30 protein-coding genes and 1 other RNA gene are annotated in these 25,474 nt (G+C 53.1%); 11 read left to right on the top strand and 20 right to left on the bottom strand.

Features of this window, described 5'->3' with window-relative positions; all coding sequences use genetic code 11:
- Window positions 1-51: 51 nt before the first annotated feature.
- Window positions 52-1,788 (top strand): amidohydrolase, encoded by a 1,737-nt coding sequence (locus ABFZ84_RS03265; RefSeq protein ID WP_369312480.1) that lies wholly within the window; start codon window positions 52-54, stop codon window positions 1,786-1,788.
- On the opposite strand, the gene efp is transcribed toward ABFZ84_RS03265, so the two are convergent.
- Complete coding sequence (gene efp, locus ABFZ84_RS03260; protein ID WP_369312479.1) at window positions 1,785-2,348, bottom strand: elongation factor P; 564 nt, start codon at window positions 2,346-2,348, stop codon at window positions 1,785-1,787. The genes ABFZ84_RS03265 and efp overlap by 4 nt on opposite strands.
- Window positions 2,349-2,417: 69 nt before the next feature.
- The gene (locus tag ABFZ84_RS03255) at window positions 2,418-3,164 is read right to left on the bottom strand and encodes a YebC/PmpR family DNA-binding transcriptional regulator (protein WP_369312478.1); all 747 of its coding nucleotides are present in this window, start codon (window positions 3,162-3,164) and stop codon (window positions 2,418-2,420) included.
- A gap of 81 nt (window positions 3,165-3,245) precedes the next feature.
- On the opposite strand from ABFZ84_RS03255, the gene ABFZ84_RS03250 reads away from it, so the two are divergent.
- The 3 genes from ABFZ84_RS03250 to ABFZ84_RS03240 all read left to right on the top strand — a co-directional run bounded on the left by ABFZ84_RS03250 (window position 3,246) and on the right by ABFZ84_RS03240 (window position 6,521).
- Entirely contained in the window at window positions 3,246-4,094 is an 849-nt protein-coding gene (locus tag ABFZ84_RS03250; RefSeq protein WP_369312477.1) for an SDR family NAD(P)-dependent oxidoreductase, read from the top strand.
- 180 nt (window positions 4,095-4,274) lie between these two features.
- The gene (locus tag ABFZ84_RS03245; protein ID WP_369312476.1) at window positions 4,275-4,535 is read left to right on the top strand and encodes a YjhX family toxin; all 261 of its coding nucleotides are present in this window, start codon (window positions 4,275-4,277) and stop codon (window positions 4,533-4,535) included.
- Between the two features lie 60 nt (window positions 4,536-4,595).
- Entirely contained in the window at window positions 4,596-6,521 is a 1,926-nt protein-coding gene (locus ABFZ84_RS03240; protein WP_369312475.1) for a serine hydrolase domain-containing protein, read from the top strand.
- Here ABFZ84_RS03240 and ABFZ84_RS03235 read toward each other — a convergent pair.
- The 3 genes from ABFZ84_RS03235 to ssrS all read right to left on the bottom strand — a co-directional run bounded on the left by ABFZ84_RS03235 (window position 6,518) and on the right by ssrS (window position 8,129).
- Window positions 6,518-7,336, bottom strand: a complete 819-nt coding sequence (locus ABFZ84_RS03235) for a TIGR00282 family metallophosphoesterase (RefSeq protein WP_369312474.1) — start codon at window positions 7,334-7,336, stop codon at window positions 6,518-6,520. The genes ABFZ84_RS03240 and ABFZ84_RS03235 overlap by 4 nt on opposite strands.
- A gap of 25 nt (window positions 7,337-7,361) precedes the next feature.
- Window positions 7,362-7,946 carry a 5-formyltetrahydrofolate cyclo-ligase gene (locus ABFZ84_RS03230; protein WP_369312473.1) on the bottom strand — a complete coding sequence of 195 codons (585 nt, stop codon included), beginning with the start codon at window positions 7,944-7,946 and terminating at the stop codon, window positions 7,362-7,364.
- Between the two features lie 25 nt (window positions 7,947-7,971).
- Window positions 7,972-8,129: non-coding RNA, 6S RNA (gene ssrS, locus ABFZ84_RS03225), on the bottom strand.
- A 352-nt stretch (window positions 8,130-8,481) separates the two neighbouring features.
- Between ssrS and ABFZ84_RS03220 the strand changes: the two genes are divergently transcribed.
- Entirely contained in the window at window positions 8,482-8,754 is a 273-nt protein-coding gene (locus ABFZ84_RS03220; RefSeq protein ID WP_369312472.1) for a hypothetical protein, read from the top strand.
- A gap of 188 nt (window positions 8,755-8,942) precedes the next feature.
- On the opposite strand, the gene ABFZ84_RS03215 is transcribed toward ABFZ84_RS03220, so the two are convergent.
- From ABFZ84_RS03215 to ABFZ84_RS03200, 4 genes are all read right to left on the bottom strand, one after another.
- Window positions 8,943-9,230, bottom strand: coding sequence for an XrtV sorting system accessory protein (locus ABFZ84_RS03215; RefSeq protein ID WP_369312471.1), 288 nt, complete (start codon window positions 9,228-9,230; stop codon window positions 8,943-8,945).
- A 116-nt stretch (window positions 9,231-9,346) separates the two neighbouring features.
- Window positions 9,347-9,913, bottom strand: coding sequence for a 16S rRNA (guanine(966)-N(2))-methyltransferase RsmD (rsmD, locus tag ABFZ84_RS03210; RefSeq protein WP_369312470.1), 567 nt, complete (start codon window positions 9,911-9,913; stop codon window positions 9,347-9,349).
- Window positions 9,910-10,089, bottom strand: coding sequence for a DUF4169 family protein (locus tag ABFZ84_RS03205; protein WP_369312469.1), 180 nt, complete (start codon window positions 10,087-10,089; stop codon window positions 9,910-9,912). The genes rsmD and ABFZ84_RS03205 overlap by 4 nt, the downstream gene beginning before the upstream one ends.
- Window positions 10,086-10,850, bottom strand: a complete 765-nt coding sequence (locus tag ABFZ84_RS03200) for a pseudouridine synthase (RefSeq protein ID WP_369312468.1) — start codon at window positions 10,848-10,850, stop codon at window positions 10,086-10,088. Before ABFZ84_RS03200 ends, ABFZ84_RS03205 begins: the two co-directional genes overlap by 4 nt.
- Window positions 10,851-10,951: 101 nt before the next feature.
- On the opposite strand from ABFZ84_RS03200, the gene ABFZ84_RS03195 reads away from it, so the two are divergent.
- Both ABFZ84_RS03195 and ABFZ84_RS03190 read left to right on the top strand, forming a co-directional pair.
- The gene (locus ABFZ84_RS03195; RefSeq protein WP_369312467.1) at window positions 10,952-11,407 is read left to right on the top strand and encodes a nucleoside deaminase; all 456 of its coding nucleotides are present in this window, start codon (window positions 10,952-10,954) and stop codon (window positions 11,405-11,407) included.
- A 63-nt stretch (window positions 11,408-11,470) separates the two neighbouring features.
- The gene (locus ABFZ84_RS03190) at window positions 11,471-12,694 is read left to right on the top strand and encodes an acyl-CoA dehydrogenase family protein (RefSeq protein WP_369312466.1); all 1,224 of its coding nucleotides are present in this window, start codon (window positions 11,471-11,473) and stop codon (window positions 12,692-12,694) included.
- A 72-nt stretch (window positions 12,695-12,766) separates the two neighbouring features.
- Here ABFZ84_RS03190 and ABFZ84_RS03185 read toward each other — a convergent pair whose 3' ends face one another.
- Complete coding sequence (locus ABFZ84_RS03185; RefSeq protein WP_369312465.1) at window positions 12,767-13,681, bottom strand: PAS domain-containing protein; 915 nt, start codon at window positions 13,679-13,681, stop codon at window positions 12,767-12,769.
- Between the two features lie 166 nt (window positions 13,682-13,847).
- On the opposite strand from ABFZ84_RS03185, the gene ABFZ84_RS03180 reads away from it, so the two are divergent.
- A complete protein-coding gene (locus tag ABFZ84_RS03180) occupies window positions 13,848-14,147 on the top strand; it encodes a hypothetical protein (protein ID WP_369312464.1) in 300 nt (99 codons plus the stop codon).
- Window position 14,148: 1 nt separating this feature from the next.
- Here ABFZ84_RS03180 and ABFZ84_RS03175 read toward each other — a convergent pair whose 3' ends face one another.
- The 3 genes from ABFZ84_RS03175 to ABFZ84_RS03165 form a co-directional block, all read right to left on the bottom strand.
- The gene (locus ABFZ84_RS03175) at window positions 14,149-15,546 is read right to left on the bottom strand and encodes an MATE family efflux transporter (protein WP_369312463.1); all 1,398 of its coding nucleotides are present in this window, start codon (window positions 15,544-15,546) and stop codon (window positions 14,149-14,151) included.
- 81 nt (window positions 15,547-15,627) lie between these two features.
- Window positions 15,628-16,431: an isocitrate lyase/PEP mutase family protein gene (locus tag ABFZ84_RS03170; protein ID WP_369312462.1), complete on the bottom strand. Its 804-nt coding sequence runs from the start codon at window positions 16,429-16,431 to the stop codon at window positions 15,628-15,630.
- 72 nt (window positions 16,432-16,503) lie between these two features.
- Window positions 16,504-17,505 carry an SDR family oxidoreductase gene (locus tag ABFZ84_RS03165; RefSeq protein ID WP_369312461.1) on the bottom strand — a complete coding sequence of 334 codons (1,002 nt, stop codon included), beginning with the start codon at window positions 17,503-17,505 and terminating at the stop codon, window positions 16,504-16,506.
- 237 nt (window positions 17,506-17,742) lie between these two features.
- Between ABFZ84_RS03165 and ABFZ84_RS03160 the strand changes: the two genes are divergently transcribed.
- Window positions 17,743-18,906: an efflux RND transporter periplasmic adaptor subunit gene (locus ABFZ84_RS03160; RefSeq protein WP_369312460.1), complete on the top strand. Its 1,164-nt coding sequence runs from the start codon at window positions 17,743-17,745 to the stop codon at window positions 18,904-18,906.
- A 54-nt stretch (window positions 18,907-18,960) separates the two neighbouring features.
- Here the strand turns inward: ABFZ84_RS03160 and rpoH are convergent, their stop codons facing one another.
- From rpoH to ABFZ84_RS03140, 4 genes are all read right to left on the bottom strand, one after another.
- Window positions 18,961-19,881: an RNA polymerase sigma factor RpoH gene (rpoH, locus tag ABFZ84_RS03155; protein ID WP_369312459.1), complete on the bottom strand. Its 921-nt coding sequence runs from the start codon at window positions 19,879-19,881 to the stop codon at window positions 18,961-18,963.
- A 272-nt stretch (window positions 19,882-20,153) separates the two neighbouring features.
- The gene (locus ABFZ84_RS03150) at window positions 20,154-20,432 is read right to left on the bottom strand and encodes a DUF1971 domain-containing protein (protein ID WP_369312458.1); all 279 of its coding nucleotides are present in this window, start codon (window positions 20,430-20,432) and stop codon (window positions 20,154-20,156) included.
- Window positions 20,433-20,435: 3 nt separating this feature from the next.
- On the bottom strand, window positions 20,436-20,897 hold the full coding sequence (locus tag ABFZ84_RS03145) for a group III truncated hemoglobin (RefSeq protein ID WP_369312457.1): 462 nt from the start codon (window positions 20,895-20,897) through the stop codon (window positions 20,436-20,438).
- Complete coding sequence (locus tag ABFZ84_RS03140; protein WP_369312456.1) at window positions 20,894-21,334, bottom strand: Rrf2 family transcriptional regulator; 441 nt, start codon at window positions 21,332-21,334, stop codon at window positions 20,894-20,896. The genes ABFZ84_RS03145 and ABFZ84_RS03140 overlap by 4 nt, the downstream gene beginning before the upstream one ends.
- 96 nt (window positions 21,335-21,430) lie before the next feature.
- On the opposite strand from ABFZ84_RS03140, the gene ABFZ84_RS03135 reads away from it, so the two are divergent.
- The gene (locus tag ABFZ84_RS03135; protein WP_369312455.1) at window positions 21,431-21,904 is read left to right on the top strand and encodes a hypothetical protein; all 474 of its coding nucleotides are present in this window, start codon (window positions 21,431-21,433) and stop codon (window positions 21,902-21,904) included.
- Window positions 21,905-21,910: 6 nt separating this feature from the next.
- Here the strand turns inward: ABFZ84_RS03135 and ABFZ84_RS03130 are convergent, their stop codons facing one another.
- Complete coding sequence (locus ABFZ84_RS03130) at window positions 21,911-22,978, bottom strand: RluA family pseudouridine synthase (protein ID WP_369312454.1); 1,068 nt, start codon at window positions 22,976-22,978, stop codon at window positions 21,911-21,913.
- A 69-nt stretch (window positions 22,979-23,047) separates the two neighbouring features.
- Between ABFZ84_RS03130 and ABFZ84_RS03125 the strand changes: the two genes are divergently transcribed.
- Window positions 23,048-23,482: a hypothetical protein gene (locus ABFZ84_RS03125; RefSeq protein ID WP_369312453.1), complete on the top strand. Its 435-nt coding sequence runs from the start codon at window positions 23,048-23,050 to the stop codon at window positions 23,480-23,482.
- Here the strand turns inward: ABFZ84_RS03125 and ABFZ84_RS03120 are convergent, their stop codons facing one another.
- Window positions 23,483-23,764, bottom strand: a complete 282-nt coding sequence (locus tag ABFZ84_RS03120; protein WP_369312452.1) for a DUF6460 domain-containing protein — start codon at window positions 23,762-23,764, stop codon at window positions 23,483-23,485.
- Window positions 23,765-23,851: 87 nt separating this feature from the next.
- Window positions 23,852-25,468, bottom strand: coding sequence for a ShlB/FhaC/HecB family hemolysin secretion/activation protein (locus tag ABFZ84_RS03115; protein WP_369312451.1), 1,617 nt, complete (start codon window positions 25,466-25,468; stop codon window positions 23,852-23,854).
- Window positions 25,469-25,474 lie beyond the last annotated feature (6 nt).

Below are 25,474 nucleotides of genomic sequence, written 5' to 3'. Positions count from 1 at the left end.
GTTGAGGCAATGTGGTTTCGTGTTCTAAGGTTAGGCAAAGGAGCCTCGCCCATGAAACGGATTGCGGTCGCTATTATCGTTGTTTTGCTGGTTGTCTTGGGCTGGCGGTTGTTGCCCGAAAGCAATGAAGTCGTGCTCTATCCCGCTAAGGGTGTGGTGACGGTCACGGGCACGGACCATATGGCCGAAGCGGTCGTCGTAGAGGGCGGGCGCATTCTTGCGGTGGGAAGTCGCGAAGCACTTTTGGATGCCCATCCAAAAGCAAAGCTCGACCAGAGTTTTGCGGATCAATTCATTGTCCCCGGTTTTATCGATCCGCATATCCATATGGTTCTGTCGTCCATTCAATATGCGGTGCCGACAGCGCCGCCATGGCCGATGGCCACACCAGACGGGATAAAAGCGGGCTATCCAACGCGGGAGGCATTTTTTGCGCGGGTGCGCGAAGTTGAGGCCGAGGCGAAAGCCGGCGAACCATTGGTGATTTATGGATTTCATGATCTCGTTCATGGTCCGCTTGACCGTCATGACCTTGATGCGGTGACGACTGACCGGCCACTGATTGTTTGGCATTATTCTAGTCACGATTTTTACTTGAACTCTGCGGCGCTCGAGTGGGCCAAGATTGATGCATCGTTACATGAAAAATTCGAGGGTGTTCCACTTGGCGATGACGGATTGCCGACGGGCCGCGTTTTTGAAGACGCGGTGCCGCATCTGTTGGAGACGTTAGGTGGTATTCTGATGAATCCATTCAAGGTGAAAAAGGGTCTTGATGGGTTTTCACATCTACTGCGCGAAGGCGGCGTAACGACGGTCGCTGATTTGGGCTACGGCGCGTTTGGGTTGAGGCTTGAAGACTTAAATATAAAGCTGAATTGGCAATCGCCGGAACATAGCGGCTATCGGCTTTATCTGGTGCCGGAGCATCGCGCCTTTGAGAAAAAATTTGGCGACAAGCGCGTGGAAACAATTACAGACATGGTGACGGGTGCGCGCGGAACACCCGCCCCCGTGTTGCCGCAGGTGAAGTTTTTCACAGATGCTGCATTTTATTCCCAAACCATGCGGGTTTCCGAACCCGGCTATCTCGCGGGTCAATCGGAAGGGTCGCAAGGGTTGTGGGTGATAAAACCGGGTGATCTGGCTGCTGTGATCGCGCCTTACGGGGACGCTGGGCTTGGCGTGCGGATCCATTCTAATGGTGATGAAGCGCAGACGGCGACCCTTGATGCGCTGGCGGAATTACGGACACGCGATGAAGATCTGCGATTTGTGGTCGAGCATGGCGGGTTGTTCTCGCCGGATCACGTGGCCAAAGCGGGTGTGTTTGATGCTGTGGTTTCTGCGGCTAGTCACTATGTTTTTTATCTTGGCGAAGCCTATCAAGAACCGTTAGGGCCTGAGCGCGGGCAGTGGATTTCGCCGCTTGCGTCGTTATCGGCAGCCGGTGTTCCGGTCACGCTTCATTCCGATGCGCCGCTTGCGCCGCCATTACCGCTTTTAGCTGCAAGTGTTCATATGACCCGCGCCACCCGTGAAGGGGGTGTGTTGACGCCATCTGAGAAATTATCCCCCTACGAAGCATTAGAGGCGATCACGATTGATGCTGCTTATGCCTTGGGTTTAGAGGATGAATTGGGATCGATTGCGCCGGGCAAGCGGGCGGATTTTACGATCCTGTCGGAAAATCCACTAGAGGTGCCGGGTGCGGCATGGCCGGACATCAAGGTCTGGGGCGTAATGTTGGACGGCAAGAAAAAGCCGCTCGATCACGCAGAGAATTAATCCGCGCGCTTCACGTATTCTAGGGTTTCGGTGTTGACGATGATTTTTTCGCCAACGCTCATATAAGGCGGCACCATAATCCGAAGGCCATTATCGACGGTCGATGGTTTGTATGATGATGAAGCCGTTTGACCTTTAACGGTCGGTTCGGTTTCGGTGATCTCAAGCGCCACATGTTCGGGCAGGGCAACACCGATCGGGCGGCCTTCATGGCTTTCGATGGTGACGGCCATACCGTCCTGAAGGAATGCTGCGCGATCACCGATCATGTCCGTCGGGATTGAGACTTGTTCGTAGTTTTCCTGATCCATAAAGACCAGCATGTCACCTTCTTTATAGAGGTAGGTGTGATCCTTTTGCTCTAGGCGAACCCGCTCGACCGTTTCTGATGCGCGGAAGCGTTCGTTCATTTTGCGGCCATCAATCAGGTTTTTTAGCTCAACCTGTGCGTAGGCAGGGCCTTTGCCCGGTTTAACGGCGTTGATTTTGACGGCTGCCCACAGGCCACCTTGGTGTTCGATGACATTGCCGGGGCGGATTTCATTGCCGTTAATTTTCATATGGCTCTCATGATCTGAGTTCAAAAGGTTTGCCGCTCTAACAGGCGGTCCAAGATGTGGCAAGCGCGCTTAGTCCGCCAGCCGCTCCATTTCTTCGTCGGAAATCTCGAAATTTGCATAGACGTTCTGGACGTCGTCACAATCGTCGAGCGCATTCATCAGCTTAAGCAAGGTCGCGGCCTTGTCACCTTCAACATCGATGGTGTTTTGCGGTTTCCATATAGGTTTGGCCGAACTGGCCTCGCCAAAGGTTTTCTCGAGCGCCGAGCTGACTTCATTAAGCTGGTCAAAGGCGCAATAGACTTCGTGGGTGTCTTCGGACGATTGAACATCTTCTGCGCCGGCCTCAATCGCTGCTTCAAGCATACCGTCTTCTGAGGCGACCTCAGCGGCATATTCAATATAGCCCACGAGATCAAACATGAAGGAAACTGATCCGGTTTCACCAAGGTTGCCGCCATTTTTCGAAAAAATCGTGCGAACCTCGCTGGCGGCGCGATTGCGGTTATCGGTCAGCGCTTCGACGATCAAGCCGACGCCCGCCGGGCCAAATCCTTCGTAACGGATTTCTTCGAACGCGGCTTCATCAGCATTGGTCGATTTTTTGATGGCGCGGTCGATATTGTCCTTGGGCATGGATTGGGCTTTGGCGGCCATAATCGCAAGACGCAGGCGCGGGTTAAATTCCGGGTCCGGTGCGCCCATTTTCGCGGCAACGGTGATTTCTTTAGACAGCTTCGAAAACATTTTCGACCGCTTGGCGTCCTGGCGACCTTTACGGTGCTGGATATTCGCCCATTTACTATGCCCGGCCATGGGGACCTCTTCCTTCGTCAATTAGCGTGGATCGGACCCGTTTATGCCGAGGATAGCCGAAATTTCAAGCGGGGGAGGCAAATGAGCTGGTTGAGCGCGTGGCGCGCCTTGACCCTGGGCGGTGTTCACGCCTATTGCGGCCCTAATTGTCGGGATAATCAACGGGAGACAGGCATGGGTGATCTAAAAGGCAAAACCATCTTGATAACGGGTGCTGGGCGCGGGATTGGCGCTGCTAGCGCACTTGCCTGCCATAAGGCCGGAGCAAAAGTGGTCCTCCATGCCAGTGCAAAGAGCGAATTTTCAGCCAAGGCCGCTGAAGCGATTGGCCAGACCGCCGAAGATTTCCTCTACGTGGATTTTACCAAAGCGGGGGCCGGTGCGGCTTTGTTTGAAAAGGCAATCGCCAAAGCGGGCCAGATTGATGCCGTCCTTAATAATGCGGGGGCCTATATCGCCACGCCATTGGATAGCGATGATGGCGATTGGCAGGACCTCTGGGCCACGACAATGGCAGTCAATGTTCAGGCCCCGGCCGATATCTGCCGCGCGGCGATTGCCCATTTTCAGGCCCGTAAATCTGGCGGTATCATCGTTAATGTTGCAAGCCGCGCCGGGCATCGCGGCGATGGGCCGGACCATTCGGCCTATGCGGCATCAAAAGGTGCTGTGTTGGCGATGACCAAAACCTTTGCCCGGTCATTGGCCGGTGAAGGAATTTTATTCTATGCTATCGCCCCCGGTTTTGTGGAAACACGCATGGCCCCCGAAGATATCGAAAAGCGTGCGCAAGCGGTCAAGGAAATACCGCTTGGCCGTGTTGCCGCACCGGAAGAAGTTGCGGCCACGAGCGTGTTTCTTTTGTCGGGGGTTGTACCCGCCGCGACCGGGTCTACCTTTGATATTAACGGCGCATCCTATGTGCGTTGATTTCTATTGCACGATACGCATGCGGATCGTATAAACGCCCGTCCGCAGCAAGTGCGAATTTTATGTCTGAGATTGTATCCAACTAAGCCGACTGTAACGGCGCGATAAAAATACCGTCTGCCAAAAATGGCGCGGGTGTTTTTACGCGCTCGGATTTAGCGATATATTTCGGACTTATCCATGAACATTTCTAAGGCGGAGCAAAGAACGCTCCATGCGCTCGCCCGTGGTGGCGGCATTCTGGTTGAGAAAAACGAAGCCGGAAAAATTTTTCGTGTGAATTGCGTCACCCGCGAAGGGTGGACGCTCGAAGATTGTACATTTGGCGTGTTTCAAAAGCTCAAACGGCGCAGGCTTATCGCGTCGAAAAATGGCGGGCCTTATCAAGCTACACGTTTAGGGCGAATATCCGTTCGGGCTCAACTGGATAACCGGGCCTGACACCATTTGGCAAAGTCGCATTGTCTGTTAGCTTCGCGACAGAGTTTCGGAGGACAGGGAATGCGACTTTCCGTTTTTGGCGTTTTGGCATGGTTGATTTTTGGTGCGGGTGCGAGTGCGCAAGTGCCAGACGCTGCGCCATCCGTGCCGGTCGATGAAGTGCCGATGATGGCCTTTGAGCCAACGCGCGAAGAGGCGGTCCTTGAGGCCTATATTGACGGCGTTGTTGCCGCCTATCGACGAGACAACCACATTCCGGCAGTGTCGCTTAGCGTTGTCAAAGACGGTAAAATCCTGTTCGCCAAGGGTTATGGCTATACGGATGAGGATACAAAAACACTCGCCAGTGGTCAGGAAACGCTTTTCCGCATCGGGTCGGTGTCAAAAACATTTACGTGGGTTTCGATCATGATATTGCATGAGCGCGGCATGGTTGATCTCGATACGGATGTTAATCAGTACCTCAAGGGGATAGAAATTCCGGCGGCTTTTGACGCCCCCGTGACGTTGAACGATTTGATGTCCCATAGTGCCGGATTTGAGGATTCTTTTGCCGTCTATACTTTCTCTGATGGAAATGAGGAAAGCCTGACCGAGGCGCTTAAAAACACAATGCCGAAGCGGGTTTACGCCCCCGGCGCGCGGGTTTCCTATTCCAATTGGGGGGCAGCATTGGCGGCAAAGATCGTCGAAGATGTTTCGGGCATGCAGTATGAGAACTTTGTCGCACAGGAAATTTTCGACCCATTAGTGATGCAACGCACGACGTTGGATGGCCCGTCAAAAATGGATACGGGTCTCGCGGAGAACCTCGCCAAGGGATACCGATATGAAGCGGGTACCTATGTAAACGGCGAATATATGGAGCTTGGCCCGTTTACCTCGGCAGGCGGGGTTTCCTCGACCGCAGATGATATGGCGCAATGGATGTTGGTGTTGTTGGGGCGCGGCAATCATAATGGTGTGCAACTCATGACACCTGAAACCTATGCGAAAATGTTCGCAGCGGTGCCAGATAAGCCAGCAATGGTGAACGGGTTTATGACCCAAAGCTATCATGGCGTCCAAACGGTTGGTCATGCTGGCGCGACGGCGCAGTTTTTAACGAACATGATGTTGGTGCCCGATTTAGACATCGGTATTTATGTTTCGCAAAATACCGGCGGTGCACGAGGTCTGGTGATGGGCCTGTCGGATCTTGTTCTGGATCATATGGTTGGTGACAGTTTTGACCGTCCGCCTAGTGATGACCCTGCCTTTGAAGAGGCTGCGGCTGCCTATGCGGGTTCTTACCTTTCAAACCGTCGGTCATTTACACAGTTTGAGAAGCTGTTTGCGGCAGCCAATGTCTCGGTGGTGGCCCCGGCTAACGGTGGGGCACTTACGGTGTCGAGCGGTCCTGACGTGTCGCGATATGCACCCGTGCCGGGAGTTGCTGATACGTTTGAAGACAGTAATGGTAACCGCATCGTCTTTGCACGGAATGAGGGCGGAGAGGTCACGCACTTTGTTGATCAAAGCGGCGTTCACTCAAACGAACGGGTCAGCTTGTTCGGATCGCCCGGTTTTTTAAACATGACGATCTCTCTTGCGGCGTTCTTTGGCCTCACCACCTGGCTCGGTGCCTGGCGCAGGCAGGGTCGCCCGGTGATCCATGCGGCCACAGGTGGCTTGATTAATAAGTTCGATCTTTTGGCAGCTGTCACTGTGTTTGGATTTGTCGGTGCCGCCGCAGGATTGGGCATCGCGCTGAGTAGCGTAGAGATATTGTCATCTTACCCGCCATTGGTCGTGACGTTGTTGCGGGTTTTGGGGTATGGGCTGTTTGTGATTGCTTTGATTGCGATTGGCAGCTTGTGGCCCACATGGCGACAATCAGGGTTTAGCATATGGCGCAAACTTCATCACTCCGCATTTGCCTTGTCGCTGGGCACGCTGGCTGTGGCGTTGATTATCTGGAATGTGATTTTTACGGGGACAGCTTAGTCCAGCGAAGGTTCTGTCCGGCGTAATTGCCCACCAATCCGGATGGGGTCAATGGTCCGTGCAAGACCGGATCGCGGGTCCGTCTCGATCATAATACCAGAAATCGTCGCCTCGCCAGAAGCCGGCATGAAACGGCCACCCGGCATTTTGGTCGTGAACCGCCGCAGAGGTTCAGCCTTGTCCATGCCGATCACGCTATCGTAGTCGCCGCACATGCCAAGGTCGGTGATATAGCCCGTACCGCCCGGTAAGATCCGATCATCCGCTGTCGGAATATGGGTGTGGGTACCGACCACAAGGCTCGCTCGACCATCAAGGTGATGCCCCATCGCACCTTTTTCTGATGTCGCTTCCGCATGAAAATCAACAATAACGGCGTCTACGTCTTGGCCTAAAACCGCGCCGCCCAATTCGCGATCAAGCGCCGCAAAGGGGTCGTCGCATGACGGCATGCCATGTTGCCCTTGGGCATGGGCCACAAGAACGCTGGTGCCATCGGGGCCGGGAAACACGCCGCTACCGCGACCGGGATTACTGCTTGGGAAATTGACGGGGCGCAAAATGCGGTCTTCGCGATCATAGATGTCGAGTTCTTCACGCTGATCATAGGCATGGTTGCCGGTGGTCATGACATCTGCGCCTGCGTCGATGAAATCCTCGACGATGCGGCGTGTCACCCCAAAACCGCCCGCTGCGTTTTCGACATTGACCACAATAAAATCGAGCGCGAACTTTTTGCGAAGGCCGGGAAGGCGTTCCAGCAGCAGCGTTCGGCCACTGCGTCCCATAACATCACCAAAAACCGCAATCCGCAAAACGCGCCTCGTTTCTACCTAAGCTCTAACACCGGATCGCGCCGCGCTCGGTCACGATCCAATCGAGCGCTTGATCTAGGGGTGAGAGGGGGATGGCGTCAACTTCCTGTTCGCCATAAGCGTAACCAACCGCAAGCGGATTGCCTTGTTTCCGTAATGCTTCGAGTGTCCGGTCATAGTACCCGCCGCCATAACCAAGCCGTCCACCCTCGCGCGTAAATGCCAGTAGCGGCATCACCAGAATGTCGGGTGTCGCTTCGGGGGCACCTGCCGCTGGGGTCAATTCGCCATAAGGGCCGGTGACGAGGTCTTCGCCGGGCATATAAGCCCGAAAGATAAGCGGCGCTTTCTTTTTCGTGACCACAGGCATAACGACCCGTGTACCTTCCTCAATCAGGGCGCTGACCAATGGCTCAGTGTCGAGTTCGCCTTTGATGGGGTAATAAAGCGAGACAATCGTGTCTTCGCGCCGGTCAATCGCCCGCATAAATGCACTGGCGGCGTGTTCGGCTGCGTCGGGGCGTTTGCGGGCGGCGGCGCGCCGTTCGCCTTTCATCCGCTCACGCAGAACGGTTTTCGGATTATTGAAAGGGGCAATTGGCGGCAGCATCGTCTCTCGGCTATCTCAGCGAAATTCAGGTGCCGCCCTGGCCGTTGGACTTGTTGTTCGCCCTGGACCCTAAGGTACAGGTGGGCACCGCGTGATGAGGACCACGGCCCTCGCCAGAGACAGCTCCCGATGGATGAATTAAGGCCCCGGGGAATGTCGTCCTGACGGGCCGGGCAGCAACACCGTAAATAGGTGTCCAAATTCGTGCCGTAAAGGGGGGGCGAGCTTATCTTGGTTAGAATCAAGAACCCAATTTTTCACGAACCTTCGAGGTTTGTTCATCTGTGTGCGCGCCATTTGCGTCATTTTCGGTTAGACGAACACGAATCGTCTGTTCAATACCCTCTATGTAAATCAACTCTTTTTCGCTTCTAAACGAAGTTTTATCGTGTGTTGCGCATCAATCGGATGCCCGGCGAAAATTTGATCTTTCTCGCTAAAGCAACCCGGTATTTTGTCTTTCCAACTCATGATTGAAACCTCGCTCTTAAACTCTATTTAGGTTACACTTGTCGGTATCAATAGGAGTGAGTGTGTGCCCAAATATAGTTATCAACTAATAATTCCGCCAGAAGTAAAAATTAATCGGAGAGACGTAAACTCAATTAAACCGGTGGTTGTGTCGCGCGAAACCCATGAGGAATTTGCCGAAATTGAGAAGGCGGAGTCTCGTGCCATTGAACTAATAAATGACAGTGTTATTCGAATTCCCAATTTATTCCAGATTGTCCGGGTGCCGGATGGCGTGACACTTCGCAAATATTCCGATTTGAAAGCGCTTGCCATTCGCGCCAAAGAAAAAAAGTAAGTTATTTAAATGCCGCCAAAAGACAGAATGGCCGCTTGGGGATCGCATAAAATTTTGTAAATGTGTTTATGCGGAGTCGGTAAGAAGAGCTGAGCTCGAGAAAAGGACTTAAAAACCTCTTGGCCGGCCAGCAACACCGTAAATAGGTGCCCGAAAGCGCTCCGTAAAGGGGCGATGTGGGCGGGCGGCTATTTCTCGGCGCTTTGGGGTGTGGTGCCGGTGTTTTGGTCGTCGCTACTCATGGTGCGCCAGCTTGGGTAGAGCAGGCACCCAAGGAACGAAAACGCAGCCGCGATCAGCAAAACCATGGCAAAGATTCCGCCGCCAGCATTCCCCAACCAATTCGCCACAAGACAGGTCGTTGCGATAATCAGATACGGATAAACAGGCGGGTCCTGTACCATATAGCGACTGACGAACAGCGCCATTGAGGCCAGCAACAAAGCCAATGAAAAAAGATCGAAGATCGAAAACATAGAGACTCCCCTCTCAGGGTATCGAGCATAAATCTTCGGTGTTAAATCCGGCTTAAAGAATGTTTTCGATTTGTCCGGCGAATTGAAATTCCGTTAACCATAAAAAACGGCGTTACTTATGGGGTGTAAAAGTAAATGCCGATCTGCGTATCGCCATAGGTGCGGCGATCAACCTCGGTAAATTCTTGGGTGCTCACCGGGGTTTCGGCTTTCGCTTGCTCAACAACACAAAGGGCGTTGGGTGCAAGCCAGCCATCTTTATGAAGCGCAGCCATCGCCGGACCTGCAAGATCCTTGCGATAGGGTGGGTCAAGAAAGGCAAGATTAAAAACCGGGCCGACACCGGCGGGCTTTGGCCCCAAATCCGTTGCCGAACGACGGTGGAGGCGAGTGATCCCAAATAGCGATAGGGCTTCGATATTGTCGCGGATCGCACCGCGTGCGTTCGCATCGGTTTCGACAAACAAACACCATGACGCGCCGCGCGACATAGCTTCAAACCCCAGTGCACCAGAACCGGCAAACAGGTCGATGACCCGCGCGCCCTCAATGTCAAAATCTGGCCTTGCCCCTATAATATTGAAAAGCGATTCCCGTGTGCGGTCGGTGGTCGGGCGTGACGTATCGCCTTTAGGCGCAATGATTTTCCGCCCGCTATATTCACCGCCAATGATGCGCATCATTCGTCTTCGTTTTTGTGTTGGTCCAAATGGCGCTCCAGCTCGTTTTTTTCTGCCTTTGCTGTGTTTTTCTCGGCTTTGTCTTGGCCAAACTTAGCGCGGTTTTCCTGCGCCTGTTTTTCTTTGTCAGCGCGGTTTTTCTTTTTACGAAACTGGTTGAGGTTGATCACATTGTTCATAGGCCGATCTCTTGGCAAATAGCTTTGCCTAATTGTTCTTTCAACTGTTTACCGGGGATTTCTTCGATGCCATCCTTTGGCAGCTTGCCCAACTGGAATGGTCCGTAGGCGGTGCGTATCAGCCGGTTCACATCAAGGCCAAGATATCGCATCAGATTTCTGACTTCGCGGTTTTTGCCTTCGTTAATTGATAGTGTGATCCATGCATTGCCGCCTTGTTGTTGGTCAAGGGTTGCTTTTACGGGACCATATTGAACACCGTCAATTTCGACGCCGTCTTGCAAGCGGTCAAGCGCGGACTGCCGCACGCGGCCATGGGCCCGAACGCGATATCGCCGCGCCCAACCCGTTGAAGGCAGCTCAAGCCGTCGCGAGAGATCGCCAGAATTTGTGAGCAGCAATAAGCCTTCGGTCGTCAGGTCGAGCCGCCCAACAGAGATCACGCGCGGCAGGCGGCCGACCAGCGTGTCAAACACTGTCTGGCGGCCTTGCGGGTCTTTGTGGGTCGTCACTAGGCCGTCGGGTTTATGATAGCGCCACAATCGGGGTTGATCTGGCTTGCCAATCCGGGTGCCGTCTACGCGGATATCCATATCGGGGGTGACTTTAAATGCCGGCGTATCAAGTACCTTGCCATTAACCGTGACAATGCCCTGTTCGATCAGCTTTTCCGCTTCCCGGCGCGACGCCACGCCGGCACGGGCAAGAAATTTAGCAATTCGTTCGCCTTCGGCGGGCAATGCGGCGGATTCTTCGGTCATCGTCGTGGCGTCCTTTAATTGGGCTTTATTGGTGCGCCTTATACGCATATGCATCAAGTGCGGTCTATGATCTCTGTGCCGGAGGGCGTAATCATTCCCGCGTGAATGATGATTTAAAATATATGACCCTCGCGATGGATGCGGCGCGCGCTGCGGCTGAGGCCGGGGAAGCGCCAATCGGTGCGGTATTGGTTGATGGTGCGGGCGCGGTTTTGGCAAAGGCAGGCAATGCGCCGATCGCCACGCATGATCCAACGGGCCATGCCGAAATTCGGGCACTGCGTATGGCGGCAGAGAAAACCCAAAATTACCGCCTCACGGGAACGTCGCTTTTTGTAACGCTGGAGCCGTGCGCTATGTGCGCTGGGGCAATTTCTATAGCGCGGGTGGGGCGGCTTGTGGTCGCGGCAAAAGACCAAAAAGGCGGCGCGGTTTTTCATGGGCCGCGCTATTTCGAACAGCCGACCTGTCATTGGCGGCCCGAGGTCGTAGAGGGGCCGCTGGCGGAAGAATCCAGTAAACTCCTCCGTTCATTTTTCCAGATGCGACGTCGCTAACTGCGTTTCAGACTTTCATCATAGCGTTGGCTGGCTATCATGCGGCCAAACAAGGAGCCCAAAATGCAATTCGAGTATTCCGACCGCTGCAAAGACTATCTTAAACGTGTCACCGATTTTATGGAAAAGCATGTCCATGAGGGTGAAGAAATATACGAACGTCAGCATACGGAATTTGGCCCCGGCGAAGGGCGCTGGAAAGTACCGCCAATTATCGAAGAGCTAAAAGATAAAGCGAAAGCCGAGGGGCTTTGGAACCTGTTCCACACCAATCCCAAATGGGGTCCCGGCCTTTCTAACGCAGATTATGCCCCCCTCGCAGAACAGATGGGGCGTAGCCATATCGGGCCAGAGGTCTTCAACTGCGCAGCGCCGGATACGGGCAATATGGAAGTGCTGATGAAATACGGCACGCCAGAACAGCAAGAGCAATGGCTTAACCCGCTACTCGACGGGAAAATCCGTTCAGCGTTTTTGATGACTGAGCCACAAGTCGCATCATCGGACGCGACCAATATCGAAACAGACATCAAGCTTGATGGCGATCATTATGTAATCAATGGCCGCAAGTGGTGGTCATCTGGTGCGGGTGATCCACGTTGTAAGATTTTCATCGTCATGGGCAAGACTGACAAAAATGCGGACCGCCACAAACAGCAGTCGCAAATTTTGGTCCCTGCTGATGCGGAAGGTGTGAAAATCCTGCGGCACTTGCCCGTCTTTGGATTTGACGATGCGCCCCATGGCCATATGGAAGTTGAGCTAAAGAATGTACGCGTGCCAAAGGAAAATATTATCCTTGGCGAAGGGCGCGGATTTGAAATTGCGCAGGGACGGCTGGGCCCTGGTCGTATTCACCATTGCATGCGCACGATCGGCACAGCCGAAGTCGCGCTTGAGAAAATGGTCAAGCGCATTTTGACACGCGAAGCCTTTGGCAAGCCGATTTATAAGCATTCCATTTGGGAACAACGTGTTGCCGAAGCGCGCATTGATATCGAAATGTCACGCTTGTTGACGCTCAAAGCCGCATGGATGATGGACACAGTGGGTAATAAGGTTGCGCAGGGCGAAATCGCCATGATCAAAGTGGCTGCGCCGCGCATGGCGTTGCGCGTGATTGACGATGCCATTCAGGCATTCGGCGGCGCGGGTGTTACGACCGATCCGGGTCTTGCTAAATTATATTCAGGTATCCGCACATTGCGTTTGGCCGATGGGCCTGACGAGGTTCATTGCCGCGCAATCTCACGCATTGAATTCAAAAAACATTCGAATTCAGCATAACGCCGAAAAATAGATTGCTGATCTAGAAGAGCGTTCAGGCAAATGTCTGAGCGCTCTTTTTTTGTGCGGGTTTTAGCGCTCAACGACGTCGTGGATATTGGTGTAACAACCAATCATGCGCACGGGTTTGTTGTTTGCATCACGGATCGCCTGCCCCCGTGCAAGATACCAATGATACTGGCCATTATCATTTTTAATGCGAACGCGTATGTCGAACGGTTCATCTTTGCATAAATGAGTGCGCAAAGCTGTTTTATACCCCTCCAGATCGTCTTTGTGCATGGCCTTTTCGATCTCGGCGAGGTCATGGGGGGCTTTGCCTTTTGGATAGCCGAGTATTTTTTCAATGCCCTCTGAAACGACAGTACCGCCGGTCACAACATCCCATTCCCAAATGCCATCAGTCGCGTGGGCGATTGCCCAGCTATAGCGGTCAAGTTTTTCCGTAAACTCGATGCAATAGGCGAGGCGAGGAGTGAAATGTTCAAGAACCGTACGGGAGACAAAACCTCTTTCCTGTTTGTGTTTTGTCATGGCAACAACAACGCCGATGGCATTGCCGTCCTGGCCCTTTAGGACGACGCCGGAATAGGCGGAGATATCGTTGTCTTGGAGAAACTGGTCGCGCGGAAAGAGCTGCGCAACATTTTCGGTGATGATGCAGCAATTCCCTTCCACGGCGCGGGCGCAGGGGGTGCCGTCCAAGCTATAGGAAATATTTTCCTGAATTTCGCCATTTACAACAAAGCGCAAACTGCGAACGAGATTGGAATATGGGTTGAGGCGCGCAACCGCCATGTAATCTGCGTCGAGGACCTTGCTAACGGCGAGCGCGTATTCGGTTAGGAAATCGCTATCAGGAATACCAGAAAGCGCGAGTGAAAGTGCAGAAATAGCGTCTTTCGCTTGTTGTTGTTGCGAAAATTTTTCTTCCAGCGCGGCGTCAACTCTGGCTTGAAAATTCGGGGCGGTTGCTGCGTTAACCATTATAAATGCTGTTCCTGCGTCGTTTCGATAATGTAAAAGCCGTAGCCTCAGCGTAATTGTTTCATGTGTCCTATTAAAAATCTCTTAGGGGTTAATGTAGATTCACGAAACTTTGGGGATTTTTTTGGATGATCATGAATTCAGCCACTAATTCATGGTGACATATATGGAAATGTTTAACCCGTTTGGGCCTTGGCTGCTTTTGGCCTTTGTCGCTTTTGTGTCGTTCCGTATAGGGCAGGCCACCAAAGCCGAAAGTCCGGCTGCGCGCTCACATCGGGTGATGGCGGAACAAGACGACATCAATGCCGCTATTGCTCAGGTTGACGACCGGGAATGGGGCGAGATTGATCAGCTTCTCGTAGAGAAAAAGAAAATCGCGGCCATAAAAGCCTTACGCGAAGCAACAGGATTGGGGCTGAAGCTATCACGCATGGCGATTGAACAACGCCAGAAGGGGCGGTAGCTCAGGCTGGATCCCGCGTCACCAACCACAACCGCCACCCCAATGTTATCGATGCGGCCAACAGGGCAACAAGCAGCCCCCACCAAACCCCAACAGCGCCAAGTGGGGTCCCCAAACCCAGCCATGCAGCGACTGGGAAACCAATCACCCAATAGCTGATGCCCGTTAAAATCATCGGTACACGAACGTCCTTTAGGCCGCGCAATGCTTGTGCGGCTGCAACTTGTATGGCGTCAAAAAGTGCAAACGCAGCGGCGATCGGAAGGAACAAAACAACCAAGGCAAGCACCGCTGTATTCGAAGGCGAACTTTCATCGAGATAGAACCCGGCAATTTTGTTTGGAAACAACATGACCGGAATTGCAACAGCCATAATGGCACCAACACTACAAAGTAGCGTCATGACAGACGCGCGCCGGACGCCTTGAAGGTCTTTGGCACCGGCCATCAATCCGACCCTGACGGAGCCAGCCATGGACAGCCCCAACGGCATCATAAAGGCCGCAGCGGCAACGTTGAGGGCAACCTGATAGGCGGCCATTTCGTCGATACCAATCCGCCCAACCAGAAAAAGAGATGCGTTAAACAACATCGCCTCGAACCCGATCGTGATTGAAATTGGCCAGCCAAGGCGCGCAACTTCGATAAAGCGCGGCCAGTCAGGGTTGAAGAAGCGTTGGAACAGGTTGAACCGTTTGGCGCGCGCTTCCCAGTTGATATAAATTACCAACGCAAAAAAACCGACTGCATGAGAAATAGATGACGCGATTCCAGCGCCCACAAGCTCAAGCCGTGGCAGGCCCCAATTCCCGTAAATCAGCAGATAGTTAAGCAATGTATTGAGAGCTGTGGTCGCGATGATAAAATACAGTGGCGCGCGCGCGCGTTCAATCGCTGCTAGGAAGTTGCGCAAGACAATGACCCCAAGTGCAAACGGAAGCCCCGGCACGAGTGCGATCACATAAGGTTCTGCAAGCGCTGCCACATCCGCAGGTTGGCCCAACATCAACGCAAATTCTTCGGCGAAGAAATATACTAACGAACAGATCGGTGCGGCGATCCCCACAACCCACAGACCCATACGGACGGACCGCCGCGCGTCACGTACATCATCACCATCGGCACCAAGCGCTTGTGAAACCATGGGTGAGGTCGCCACCGCAGGCCCCATGCCCGCGACAAATAGAAAATAGAACAAGACGAGGCCAAGGCCGCCTGCGGCAAGATGCGTCGGGCCAAGCTGGCCAATCATCACCACATCAACAATATTGATTGAAAATTGGACAAGCTGGGTCGCTGCCATCGGAAGGCCGATGGTCATCAGCGCAAAAAACTCCTTGCGCCACGGTGAAGCGGATTTCCTAATCGCTTCCGATGTGTTGTCGATCTTCGCTGTCATCGTCGCTCACAGTATCGCAAATGCGATGTTATGGGCGTCCTTTACCTAAGCAAATCCCGATTGGAAAGAGAATTAGGACAATCAGTTTTCAAGAAAGGGTGAAATGATCGCGGCACCATCGCGGTTTGCGGTCAGAATATCAAAAGAGCCGTCACTTAATATTGTGCGCGATTGAGCAAGAATTCCGTAGGCAGACCAAGCCAATCCGCCGCCAATCGACAATCGCATTGCACCTGCTTCGTAAAATTCTGCGGCCTTGTGTTGGGCTAGATCACCAAGAACCAGAACATTCACAGGCTTGGAAACATTTGCACAAACCGTGCGAATGGCCGCTAGGTCCGGCAAGCCCGGTGCGTATAAAACATCAGCCCCGGCATCTGCGAAGGCGTTTAGGCGATCAATGATTTTATTGATTTCGCCGCGCCCATATAAAAATGCTTCCGCCCTTGCTGTTAAAACAAAGTCTCGACCGCTTTTGTTAATGGCCTCCCGGGCGGCTTGAATACGTTCGGTCGCAAGTGTGTCGTCTTCGATAACTGGCGTGTCCGTTTCGCCTGTGCTGTCCTCTATGGATCCGCCGGCAAGTTTTGTTTCGCAAGCGCCTTTTATGGTTTCGAACACATGACTAGGCGCAAGGCCAAACCCGTTTTCAAGATCCGCCGAAACGGGAATATCGACGGCGCTCGATATGACCCGCGCATGGTCCAACGCCTCATCGCGGCTGATGCCGTAATCACGCCGCCCGAGCGTCATGGCATACCCTGAACTTGTGGTCGCGAGTGCTTTGAAACCCAGTCCGGCTAACATTCGCGCTGAGCCGATATCCCATGGGTTGGGGATGATGAACGGTGTTTTGTGGAGCGTGCGGAATGTCTCGGCGGTCATGATCGTCTCCTGTTGCGTCATGCGCTGCTTAGGGCACGGCGCATCAAATTCGGCCACCCGAAACTTGCGATCCTAGTCGGTCACCGCATCATGCCATTGTTTATAAGCGCCGCCGCCAAGAACCCCGGATTGGATTTGGGCCATAGCGGCATTGGCGGCATCAGTGGCTTGTGTGTTTGGGTGCACGGGGCGGCGCAATGGTCGTTTGCCTTGGGGCATGCCCATAATCTCGGCGATGGCGCGCGGAATGTCGTTCGGGTCTGTGTTGCCGCCACTACTCATGATGCCATTGGTCAACGCAAGGTGTGTTTCGTAAGCCGTTTTGCGTTCATCGCTGACGCGGGTCAAAAGCGTTTCAACATTCCGTGTACCACTTTCCCATATCTTTGTCGGGTAACCGCCGGGTTGGATGATGGTGACATCCACCCCAAAGGGCGACACTTCATAAGCGAGGGATTCAAACATCGCTTCAACGCCGAACTTGGTGGCGCAATACATACCAAGATTGGGAATGATAATGCGCCCTAATTGTGATGACACATTAAAAATCTGACCAGATTTTTGTGCGCGCATTTTTGGTAAAACCGCACGTGCCATGCGCAAATAGCCAAAAAGATTGGTTTCAAAAATCAGCCGCGTGGCTTCCATGTCGTTGATCTCAACAGGGCCGGCCATACCAATCCCGGCATTATTGACCAGCACATCAATTGACCCACCGGCGATGTCTTCAGCGGCGCTTGTTCCGCTGGCAATCGAAGCCTCGTCGAGTACATCAATCTCGACTGCGGAAAGGTCGAGTTTTTCATCGCGCGCCACCTGTAACAGCGATGCCGCTTCAGGGCGGTTGCCATTATCAAAATTCCGCATCGAAGCGATAACCGTGGCCCCTAACCGAGCAAGGTGCAGCGCCGTCAACCGGCCAAAGCCTGAACTCGTGCCTGTGATCAGCACTGATTTGCCGGATAAATCCGTGGCGGCGGCGATCTCCTGGGCGCGGGCTGGGATTGCGGTTGCTGCGGCAAGAGCGGACCCTGCGGCGAGCCATTGACGGCGGGAAGGGGAAAATTTGGTCATGCCTGTCTCCTCTAATATTTGGAGAATTTAAGCTAGATTGGATTGAAAGTCAGGAAAATCCCGAAAAGACTGGACCCTGGTCATAATAATTCAGTAATGACAGCCGAGTATTCAGGTTGCGTCCGGACAGAAAAAAAATGGCCCACGTTCGACGGATTGCCGGACTTGCAACGTATAAATCATTTAAGCCCTATTCTTGCGGGGCGTTTTTGCTAATTTTGGGTGGAGAAGCACGAAATGAAATTGTCTGGTTCGCTAGTTGCCGGTGCCGCGATAGGCGTCATCTTTGGCGCGGCCATGACCGGTTTCGTTCTGACGTCTGGTGCCGGATCCGCACCTGAACAAACGCAAGCGCGCGGCGGTTCTGATGGTGGCCCGGGCGGTGGGCGCGGTGGTTTCATGCCAGCAGTCAGTTTCGCTGCGGTGGAAGCGGCGACCGTCGGTAAAACCCTCGACATTATTGGTGAAGGCCGGTCGGTCAAAAGTGTGGCACTCACCTCTGAGGCGACGGGCCTTGTGACCGTGGTCAATATTGCGCCGGGGAAACGAGTATCCGAGGGCGACGTGTTGCTACAGCTTGATGATGTACAACAACGGATCGCCCTTGATCGCGCACGGGCGCAATACCCAATCGCGAAAGCCAATTCTGAACGCTACGCATCACTCAAAGAAACCGAAGCGGCCTCTGCGCTAGAGGCGGAAACAGCGTTCAACAATTATAAAGCGATTGAGGCTGATCTGCGCGCGGCGCAATTTGCACTTTCGCAACGGACGATTAAAGCGCCGTTCGATGGCGTTATCGGCCTGACGACCACAGAGCCCGGTGATTATATCCGCGCGGGCGATATGGTCACCACACTTGATGACACGTCATCAATCATTGTCGAATTTTCAATTCCGCAAGAAGCGGCCAATTTGATTGAGTTAGATCAGTTGGTCACGGCCCGTTTGGCGGCAGCAGATGCCAAACCCCATGAGGGCAAGGTTACCGCAATCGATAGCCGTGTTGATGCGCAATCACGCACGCTCAAGATCGAAGCCACTTTTGACAATAGTGATAAGCAATTATTACCCGGCGCAATCTTTTCTGTCTCGACCACAAGCGAGGGGCAAGAGGCTGTCTCTGTTCCCGGTCTGGCTATTCAGTGGGATCGATCCGGGCCATTTGTCTGGCGACGCGGAATGGATGGCATGGCGCAGCGGGTCGATGTCGCAATTCTTCAGCGTACCGACGAGCAAGTTTTGGTCGAGGCCGAGTTGAAGGCAGGTGACTATATCGTCTCTGAAGGGGCTGACCGTGTTCGCGGGCAAATGCCGTTGCCAGAACCCGCTGGGGGCCGCAATAAAGGCGTTTCTGCGGCTGGTGTTTCAGCATCCGGAGCTTTCGCCGGTAACGACTAAAAAAGCCGACATTGCTGCCGGCTTTTTCTGCACTTCATTTGATCTTTTTGTTTTTTATTGGATAGCCGCGTTTTCGGATGCCTGCTGCCGTGACTCGCGATCCATGCGGGTCATAGCTTTTTGAAGCTTTTCAAACGCACGAACTTCGATCTGGCGCACGCGTTCGCGGCTGACATTATAAACCTGGCTTAACTCTTCGAGTGTTGATGGGTTATCTTTCAACCGACGCTCGGTCAGAATGTGTTGCTCACGCTCGTTTAGGGTCGAAAGCGCCGTTTCCAATAGGCCCATGCGCATGTCATATTCGTCTTCGCCCACAAGCTTGGCTTCTGGATTGACCGCATTGTCATCGACCAACCAGTCTTGCCATTCACCGCCGCCTTCGGCGTCTTTTGACATTGGGGCATTGAGTGACGCTTCGCCACCAGACATCCTGCGGTTCATAGACACAACGTCGTCATGGGTCACGCCCAGTTTCGTCGCGATGTGTTCCACCTGATCCGGGTGCAGATCGCCATCATCAACGGCCTCAATCTGGCCTTTGATTTTCCGCAGATTAAAGAACAACTTTTTCTGAGCGGCGGTGGTGCCGATTTTCACCAGGCTCCATGACCGCAACACATATTCCTGAATAGATGCGCGGATCCACCACATCGCATAGGTCGCGAGGCGGAAGCCTTTGTCAGCGTCGAATTTCTTGACAGCCTGCATGAGGCCTACATTGCCCTCAGAAATAACCTCGCCAATCGGCAGGCCATAACCGCGATACCCCATGGCGATTTTTGCCACGAGCCGCAGATGGCTTGTGATCAGGCGTTGGGCTGCTTCGGGGTCTTCGTGTTCCTCAAAGCGCTTTGCCAGCATATATTCCTCATCTTTTGCAAGCATGGGGAATTTGCGAATTTCCGCGAGGTATCGCGAAAGGCTCCCTTCGGGTGTGAGGGCTGTTCCGGTTGTGGTCAGTGCTTTGCTCATAGCCATATCTCTTTCTTCAGAACGCCTTTGCCAAATGCAGACAGGCGCATAAAGTTCGGTCGATTACGGGCTTTTTTCTGAAGTCCCCAAAGAAACGCCTCTCCCGGGCGCTGTATGAGGCATATAGGTAGGCAAATGCCGAATCCCATAGGAACTAGTCAAATTTTTCCCGCCAACCGTGGTTGTTCTCATAATTTAGAACAAACATTCGACGAAATTAGGGCAAAAATCCAATGAACTTGCGTTCACCCTCGGGCACGATTTTGTGATGTCTAACGATAGAATTCCACTTGAAACTGGACGGGGCCTGAAAGCTGCACATGGTGGAAAATCTCTGGCTCAATAATGCCGAAATCGCCCTCTCGGATGGTTTTGCGCTCTTCCGGCGGGCCGGGGACGACATAATCAAGAACGCCGGATATCACGACGAGCTTGCCCCAAACGCCGGGTTTGGTGTTGTGATCGCCGGTCAATTTTGACGGCGTAGTGGTTTCGGTAAACACCGGAGTCTCAGCATATCGTGTCACATGATCGGGCAGGGATTGATGCATTTTCTATTCTTTTGTTTGACGCAAAGCTGCGTTCAGTTCCGGTGCACCAAATAATGCCAGTTGCAAACTTTGGGCAATCCGTTCGGCGCGCTCCATGAAATAGGTGACAACTGCGGGTGAGGGCGCAGTTTCCTCTAGGGTTTGCCGGAACAGCCCAAGCCAGATCGAAAAATGGTGTGGACGGATGGTTTTATGTCGTGCGTGGGCCGGTACGGGGCGGCCATTATATCGTCCGGCGTTAAACGCGACTGATGCCCAAAAGTCTTTCATCTTCGCCAAATGCGGCCCCCATTCGTCGCCAATCGCTTTGTCGAAAACGGGCCCTATTTCGGGTTCTGCGCGAATACGGTCATAAAAGCTATCTACGAGTAGGGAGATATATTCATCCGTAATGCCCATTGTGGCGGCTTTGGCTTGAATTTCAGCGCGGCGCTCTGCGGCGCTGGCAATGGTTGGGTTTGTCATGCGGCTTTCGCTCCGAGCAGAAGCTTCAATTCTGGATTTCGCGTCACAAGATCTTTGATGGTGTATTGATCGAGAACATCAAGAAAGGCATCCATCGCGTCGTGCAAAACACCTTTTAATTTGCATGCGGGCGTAATCAGGCATTGCCCCTTACCGCCTTGAAAACATTCCACCAAAGCCAGATCGGCCTCCATCAGGCGGACAATATCACCGACCTGAATGTCGCCGCTTGTTTGTTTTAACCGTAATCCACCTGATCGGCCGCGAACGGTTTCGATAATACCTTCGCGCCCGAGAATATGGGCGACTTTCATCAGGTGGTTTTTAGAAATGCCATAGCGTGTGGCCGTATCTGCGATGGTGCACAAATTGTCTGGATTGACTGCAAGGTGCATCAAAAGCCGCAAAGCATAGTCAGATTGAACGTTTAATCGCATAAATTCTCCAAAGATGCATTTTATATATTGCAATTCTAATTCTTTTGCAACATATAAGATGTATATGAAATGCATCATTTAGCATTGGAGCAAAAAATGAGCGCTTTACCTGCAACCCCTCTCGATACAACAATTCTTGAAGCTGAGTTGGCATCGGACTACCGCAAGCGGCCAAATCTTCGCTTGGCGACGACGACGGAAACACCACAAAAGGCACCGCGCCCCAACACGGTTGTCCATAGTAATGTCTTCAAAATTCTTGCAGGATTAAATGCGTTTGTTCTGTTGTCATTTTGGGCGACGTTTCAGGGTGACAAAGAAGCGTTGTTTATGGTTGCCATCAGCGCCGTTTATCTGGTGGCCTATATGGGCACGCCATATATTTTGATGAGGACCGGCAAAGAAAAGCAAAAAGATACCCAAAGTTTTGGGCAATTTTTGTCAGAACCTTTTGAAACTTGGACCGAGACCATCACTGGACGCGGTGCGATGATTCAAATTTTGATGGTACCAACAGCCATTACAATCGCTGTTCTCGGTATGTGCATTATCATTAGCTTAAATCAGTAAACAAACTTAAAGCGCACGCAGGGCTTCGGCAAGTGTGTTGAAGTCCTGCGGTGGTGCCTGTTCAAACCGCATATCCTCGCCGGTGGTTGGGTGCCGAAAACCCAAGACCCGCGCATGAAGCGCTTGACGACGAAAATTCTTGACGGTTTCAATCGCGTGGTCGGCAACATCCTCACCGGGTCTGAGACCAGAAAGGCCGGGACCACGGCCATAGGTCTGATCACCAACAAGTGGGTGTCCAATGGTTGAAAGATGTACACGGATTTGATGGGTTCGTCCCGTCTCCAGCGTGCATTCAATCCGAGATGCTAAGGCATCGCCTTTTAGCTTTGCCCGCGCGCGCCCAAACACTTCAACGACTTTGTAATGCGTAACCGCGCGGCGCGCATTGGGATGGTCTTCGTCGCGGACTGTCGCCATTTTTTTGCGATCGTTACTATTGCGCGCCATCGGGGCATCAATCGTGCCAAAACCGGGGCGGGGCGCACCGATAGCGATACATTCATAAAGCCGTTCGATATCGTGGGCGGCAAAGGCCTTGGTTAGCCCTTGATGGGCCGCGTCGGTTTTAGCAACGACCAACAGGCCAGATGTATCTTTGTCGATCCGGTGGACAATACCGGGGCGCGCGACGCCGCCTATACCCGATAGGCTGTCGCCGCAGTGATGGATCAACGCATTGACGAGTGTCCCGGTCCAGTTTCCTGCGCCCGGATGGACGACCAGACCGGCGCGCTTATTGATGACAATCAGATCGTCATCCTCAAAAATCACATCAAGTTTGATTGGTTCGGCCTGTGGTTCCGGCTCCGTCACTGGCGGCAGAACCAGGCGATATTGTTCTCCGGCGCGTAATTTCCATGACGGATCCGAAAATGCCTCGCCATTGCGCAGTAATGCCCCTTCGTCGATCAGCGCTTTTAGCCGCGAGCGGGTCAGTTCTTCGATTTTCAAACTAAGCCATTTATCGACGCGGGTGCCGGCGTCATCTTCGATGACGTCAAACACATAGGTGCCGTCCTCATCGGTGGTGAGGGGCGCATCGGGCTTGAGGGTTTCGTTTTCTGCGGTCATAAGCAGGGGCGGTTTACCTGTGCGCGAGCCCTACGGCCAGAGCCAAAGAGAAATAAGGACTGATTTAGCGTGAATAATAACAGCGCCAACGAGAAGCCCACGCCAGATAACGCCCCAAATCCGAGAGAAGGTGAGGCTTTGGTGGGTATCGGCGATGTTGCCGAAAAGATCGGCGCGCGAAACCTCTGGATTATCATCCTGACGATGCCGGCGTTCTTTTTGGTCCTGCTGGCGGTGATAATCGCGTTTTTTGGTAAATCCGAAGAGGAAAAAATGGCCGAGAAATTGGCGGCCGAACAAGAAGAGATGCTCATCCCATGGACTGAGCCCGGAGACCAAACAGCGACGCATGCTGTGATGCCGCTCGCTGGCGGACATGGCGCGATTGCTCTTGATGGGGATCGTCTTGCCGTCCGGGTGGATGGCCCAGACGGGTTTGTCGTCGTGGTCTATGATCTTGCTATAGGCGAAGAAATTGCGCGGCTACCGTTTCCGGCTGAATAATTATTTACGCGATATGAGGCGCGTGATGAGCCAGATCGGTACGACAACAGCCGCGCCAATCGCCAGATAGGTGAATAAGGTCAGTGCGACTTCGCCAACATTTTCGCCCAGCATAGCAACAAGCCGTTGGACATTATCAAAAATGCCGCGCCAGAAATCGCGTGGACTAATCCCCATGAGCGTGAACAGGGCACCAACAATGATACTGACCACCACAAGTTGAACCACCGTCTTTGAGCCGCTGCTACCTTTGAAACGGTCAAGAAATTTATTGTCGGCCATGATCCTACCCCTAACGCACTTTTTAATGCGCATCGTGCGCCGACTGATAATAAGCGTGATCGAAAGCCGGTTCAATGGAGCGCCACATCAAGGGCGGATATCAAGCCGCCAATTCACCGAAAAGCGCCAATCTTGATCAAATCCGGGAACCGGCTGATCGTAGGGGCGAGCCACTTCTAATTCAATGAAGCCCTTGTCTTTATAAGCAGCGCGAACGCCCGCGCCAAAAGAGCCAAGATCTAGGGATTGTGATGGGCTTGTAAGTCGAGAAAAAATATCCGCCTGCGCATAGTCAATAAAACCATAGAATTCTGACCGGGCGAAATCACCAGAGAGCGGTCGCCACGCAGGTTCAAGCGATAGTCCAAAACCACGATCCGCATTGATAAGCCCAGAGGAAAAGGCGCGGCCATAGCGTGCACCGCCAATTGAAAAGCGTTCATTGGCGGGCAAGCGGTCATCGCTCCAATGCCCTGTACCGGTCATGGTCAGGCGCACATCACTGCCGATTTTCTGAAGCACATAGAGGTCGCTCGTCGCTTTCGTGAAAACTGCATCACCAATCAACGCAGAGACTTCCGCGCCCATCATGTCGATCCCTTGACTAAGCGTGCCATTGACCCGGACAATTCGTTTCTTCCCTGCGAGGGAAAATTCTGCCCCAAGGCGGGCTGCGCGGGTGCGTTCTGTGGCGATCAGTGATCCAAACGCGGCGTTGTCGCTGTTCACCGCATCAAGGGATGCGCGCATGTTGAGGTTTTTCTTGTAGGACCGGATAATCGGTATACTGACGCCGCCAGAGTATAATTGTGCGTCACCTTCCATCACGCTACCGTTTGGGCGTGATTGTAAAATCGCTGCGCTTACATCAGCGCGAACGCCATTTGTACCAATCGGTGTCGAATGATTGATGCGCGCATAACGCGAATCTTCCAAGTTGGCCGCCGCCGTTAGCTGAACGCTGGTCATGTCGCCATCGCGCAATAATCGATACAGCTTCGCTTGTGCGCTAAATTGCCCATCTCGGATAAGCCGCGATGTACGGTTGTTAAACCCAAACGAAACTGTGGGTTTGCCGTAATCAACCGCAAGGCCGAGACGGACTGCGCCCGGCGCATTCCCATAAGAAAGCGTTGGCTTTACTTTAACGCCCGGAATATCGCTCATGAGCGATAGCGATCGCTCTAGAGTAGCGCGCTCTAACGGGCGTTCGGCAGATAAACGCTCTGCATAGGCGGTAATAAGGTAATGATTTCGCCCTTCGGTTTCGCCGCTTAGCGTGAAGGATTCCACATGGCCTTCAGCAACAAGAATCCGAACGATACCGCCGTTGAAATTCTGATCCGGGATGACGATTGTAAACAGCGCAATAGGAGACTGTTCATAGGCTTTGGTCAGCGCAGAAGCTAATTCATTTAGCGCATCCCGGGTAATCGTCCGTGCAATGAACGGGCGCGCAGCGTCCGCGACATTCGCCGGGACGGCAGTCCCCTCGAATTTGATACTGCGGATCAATATAGATGGAATTTTCTGCGCTTCAATACTGACTGTTACATTTGATGAAGGCGCATTGACTAGGCTGGGGTCTGGCGTCTCGCGAACCTCACCCGGCCGCAAGCGATCTTCGACAGAAGGAAGTTGAACAGCGACGGCGGAGCCTGCCATAAAAACGAATATTGAAATGAGTGTTTTGGATTTTTTCACGGTCGA

Source organism: Hyphococcus lacteus (assembly GCF_041058985.1).
Taxonomy (GTDB): Bacteria; Pseudomonadota; Alphaproteobacteria; order Caulobacterales; family Parvularculaceae; genus Hyphococcus; species Hyphococcus lacteus.
The sequence above is the reverse complement of the archived record's forward strand: the minus strand, read 5'-3'. Positions and strand labels throughout refer to the sequence as shown.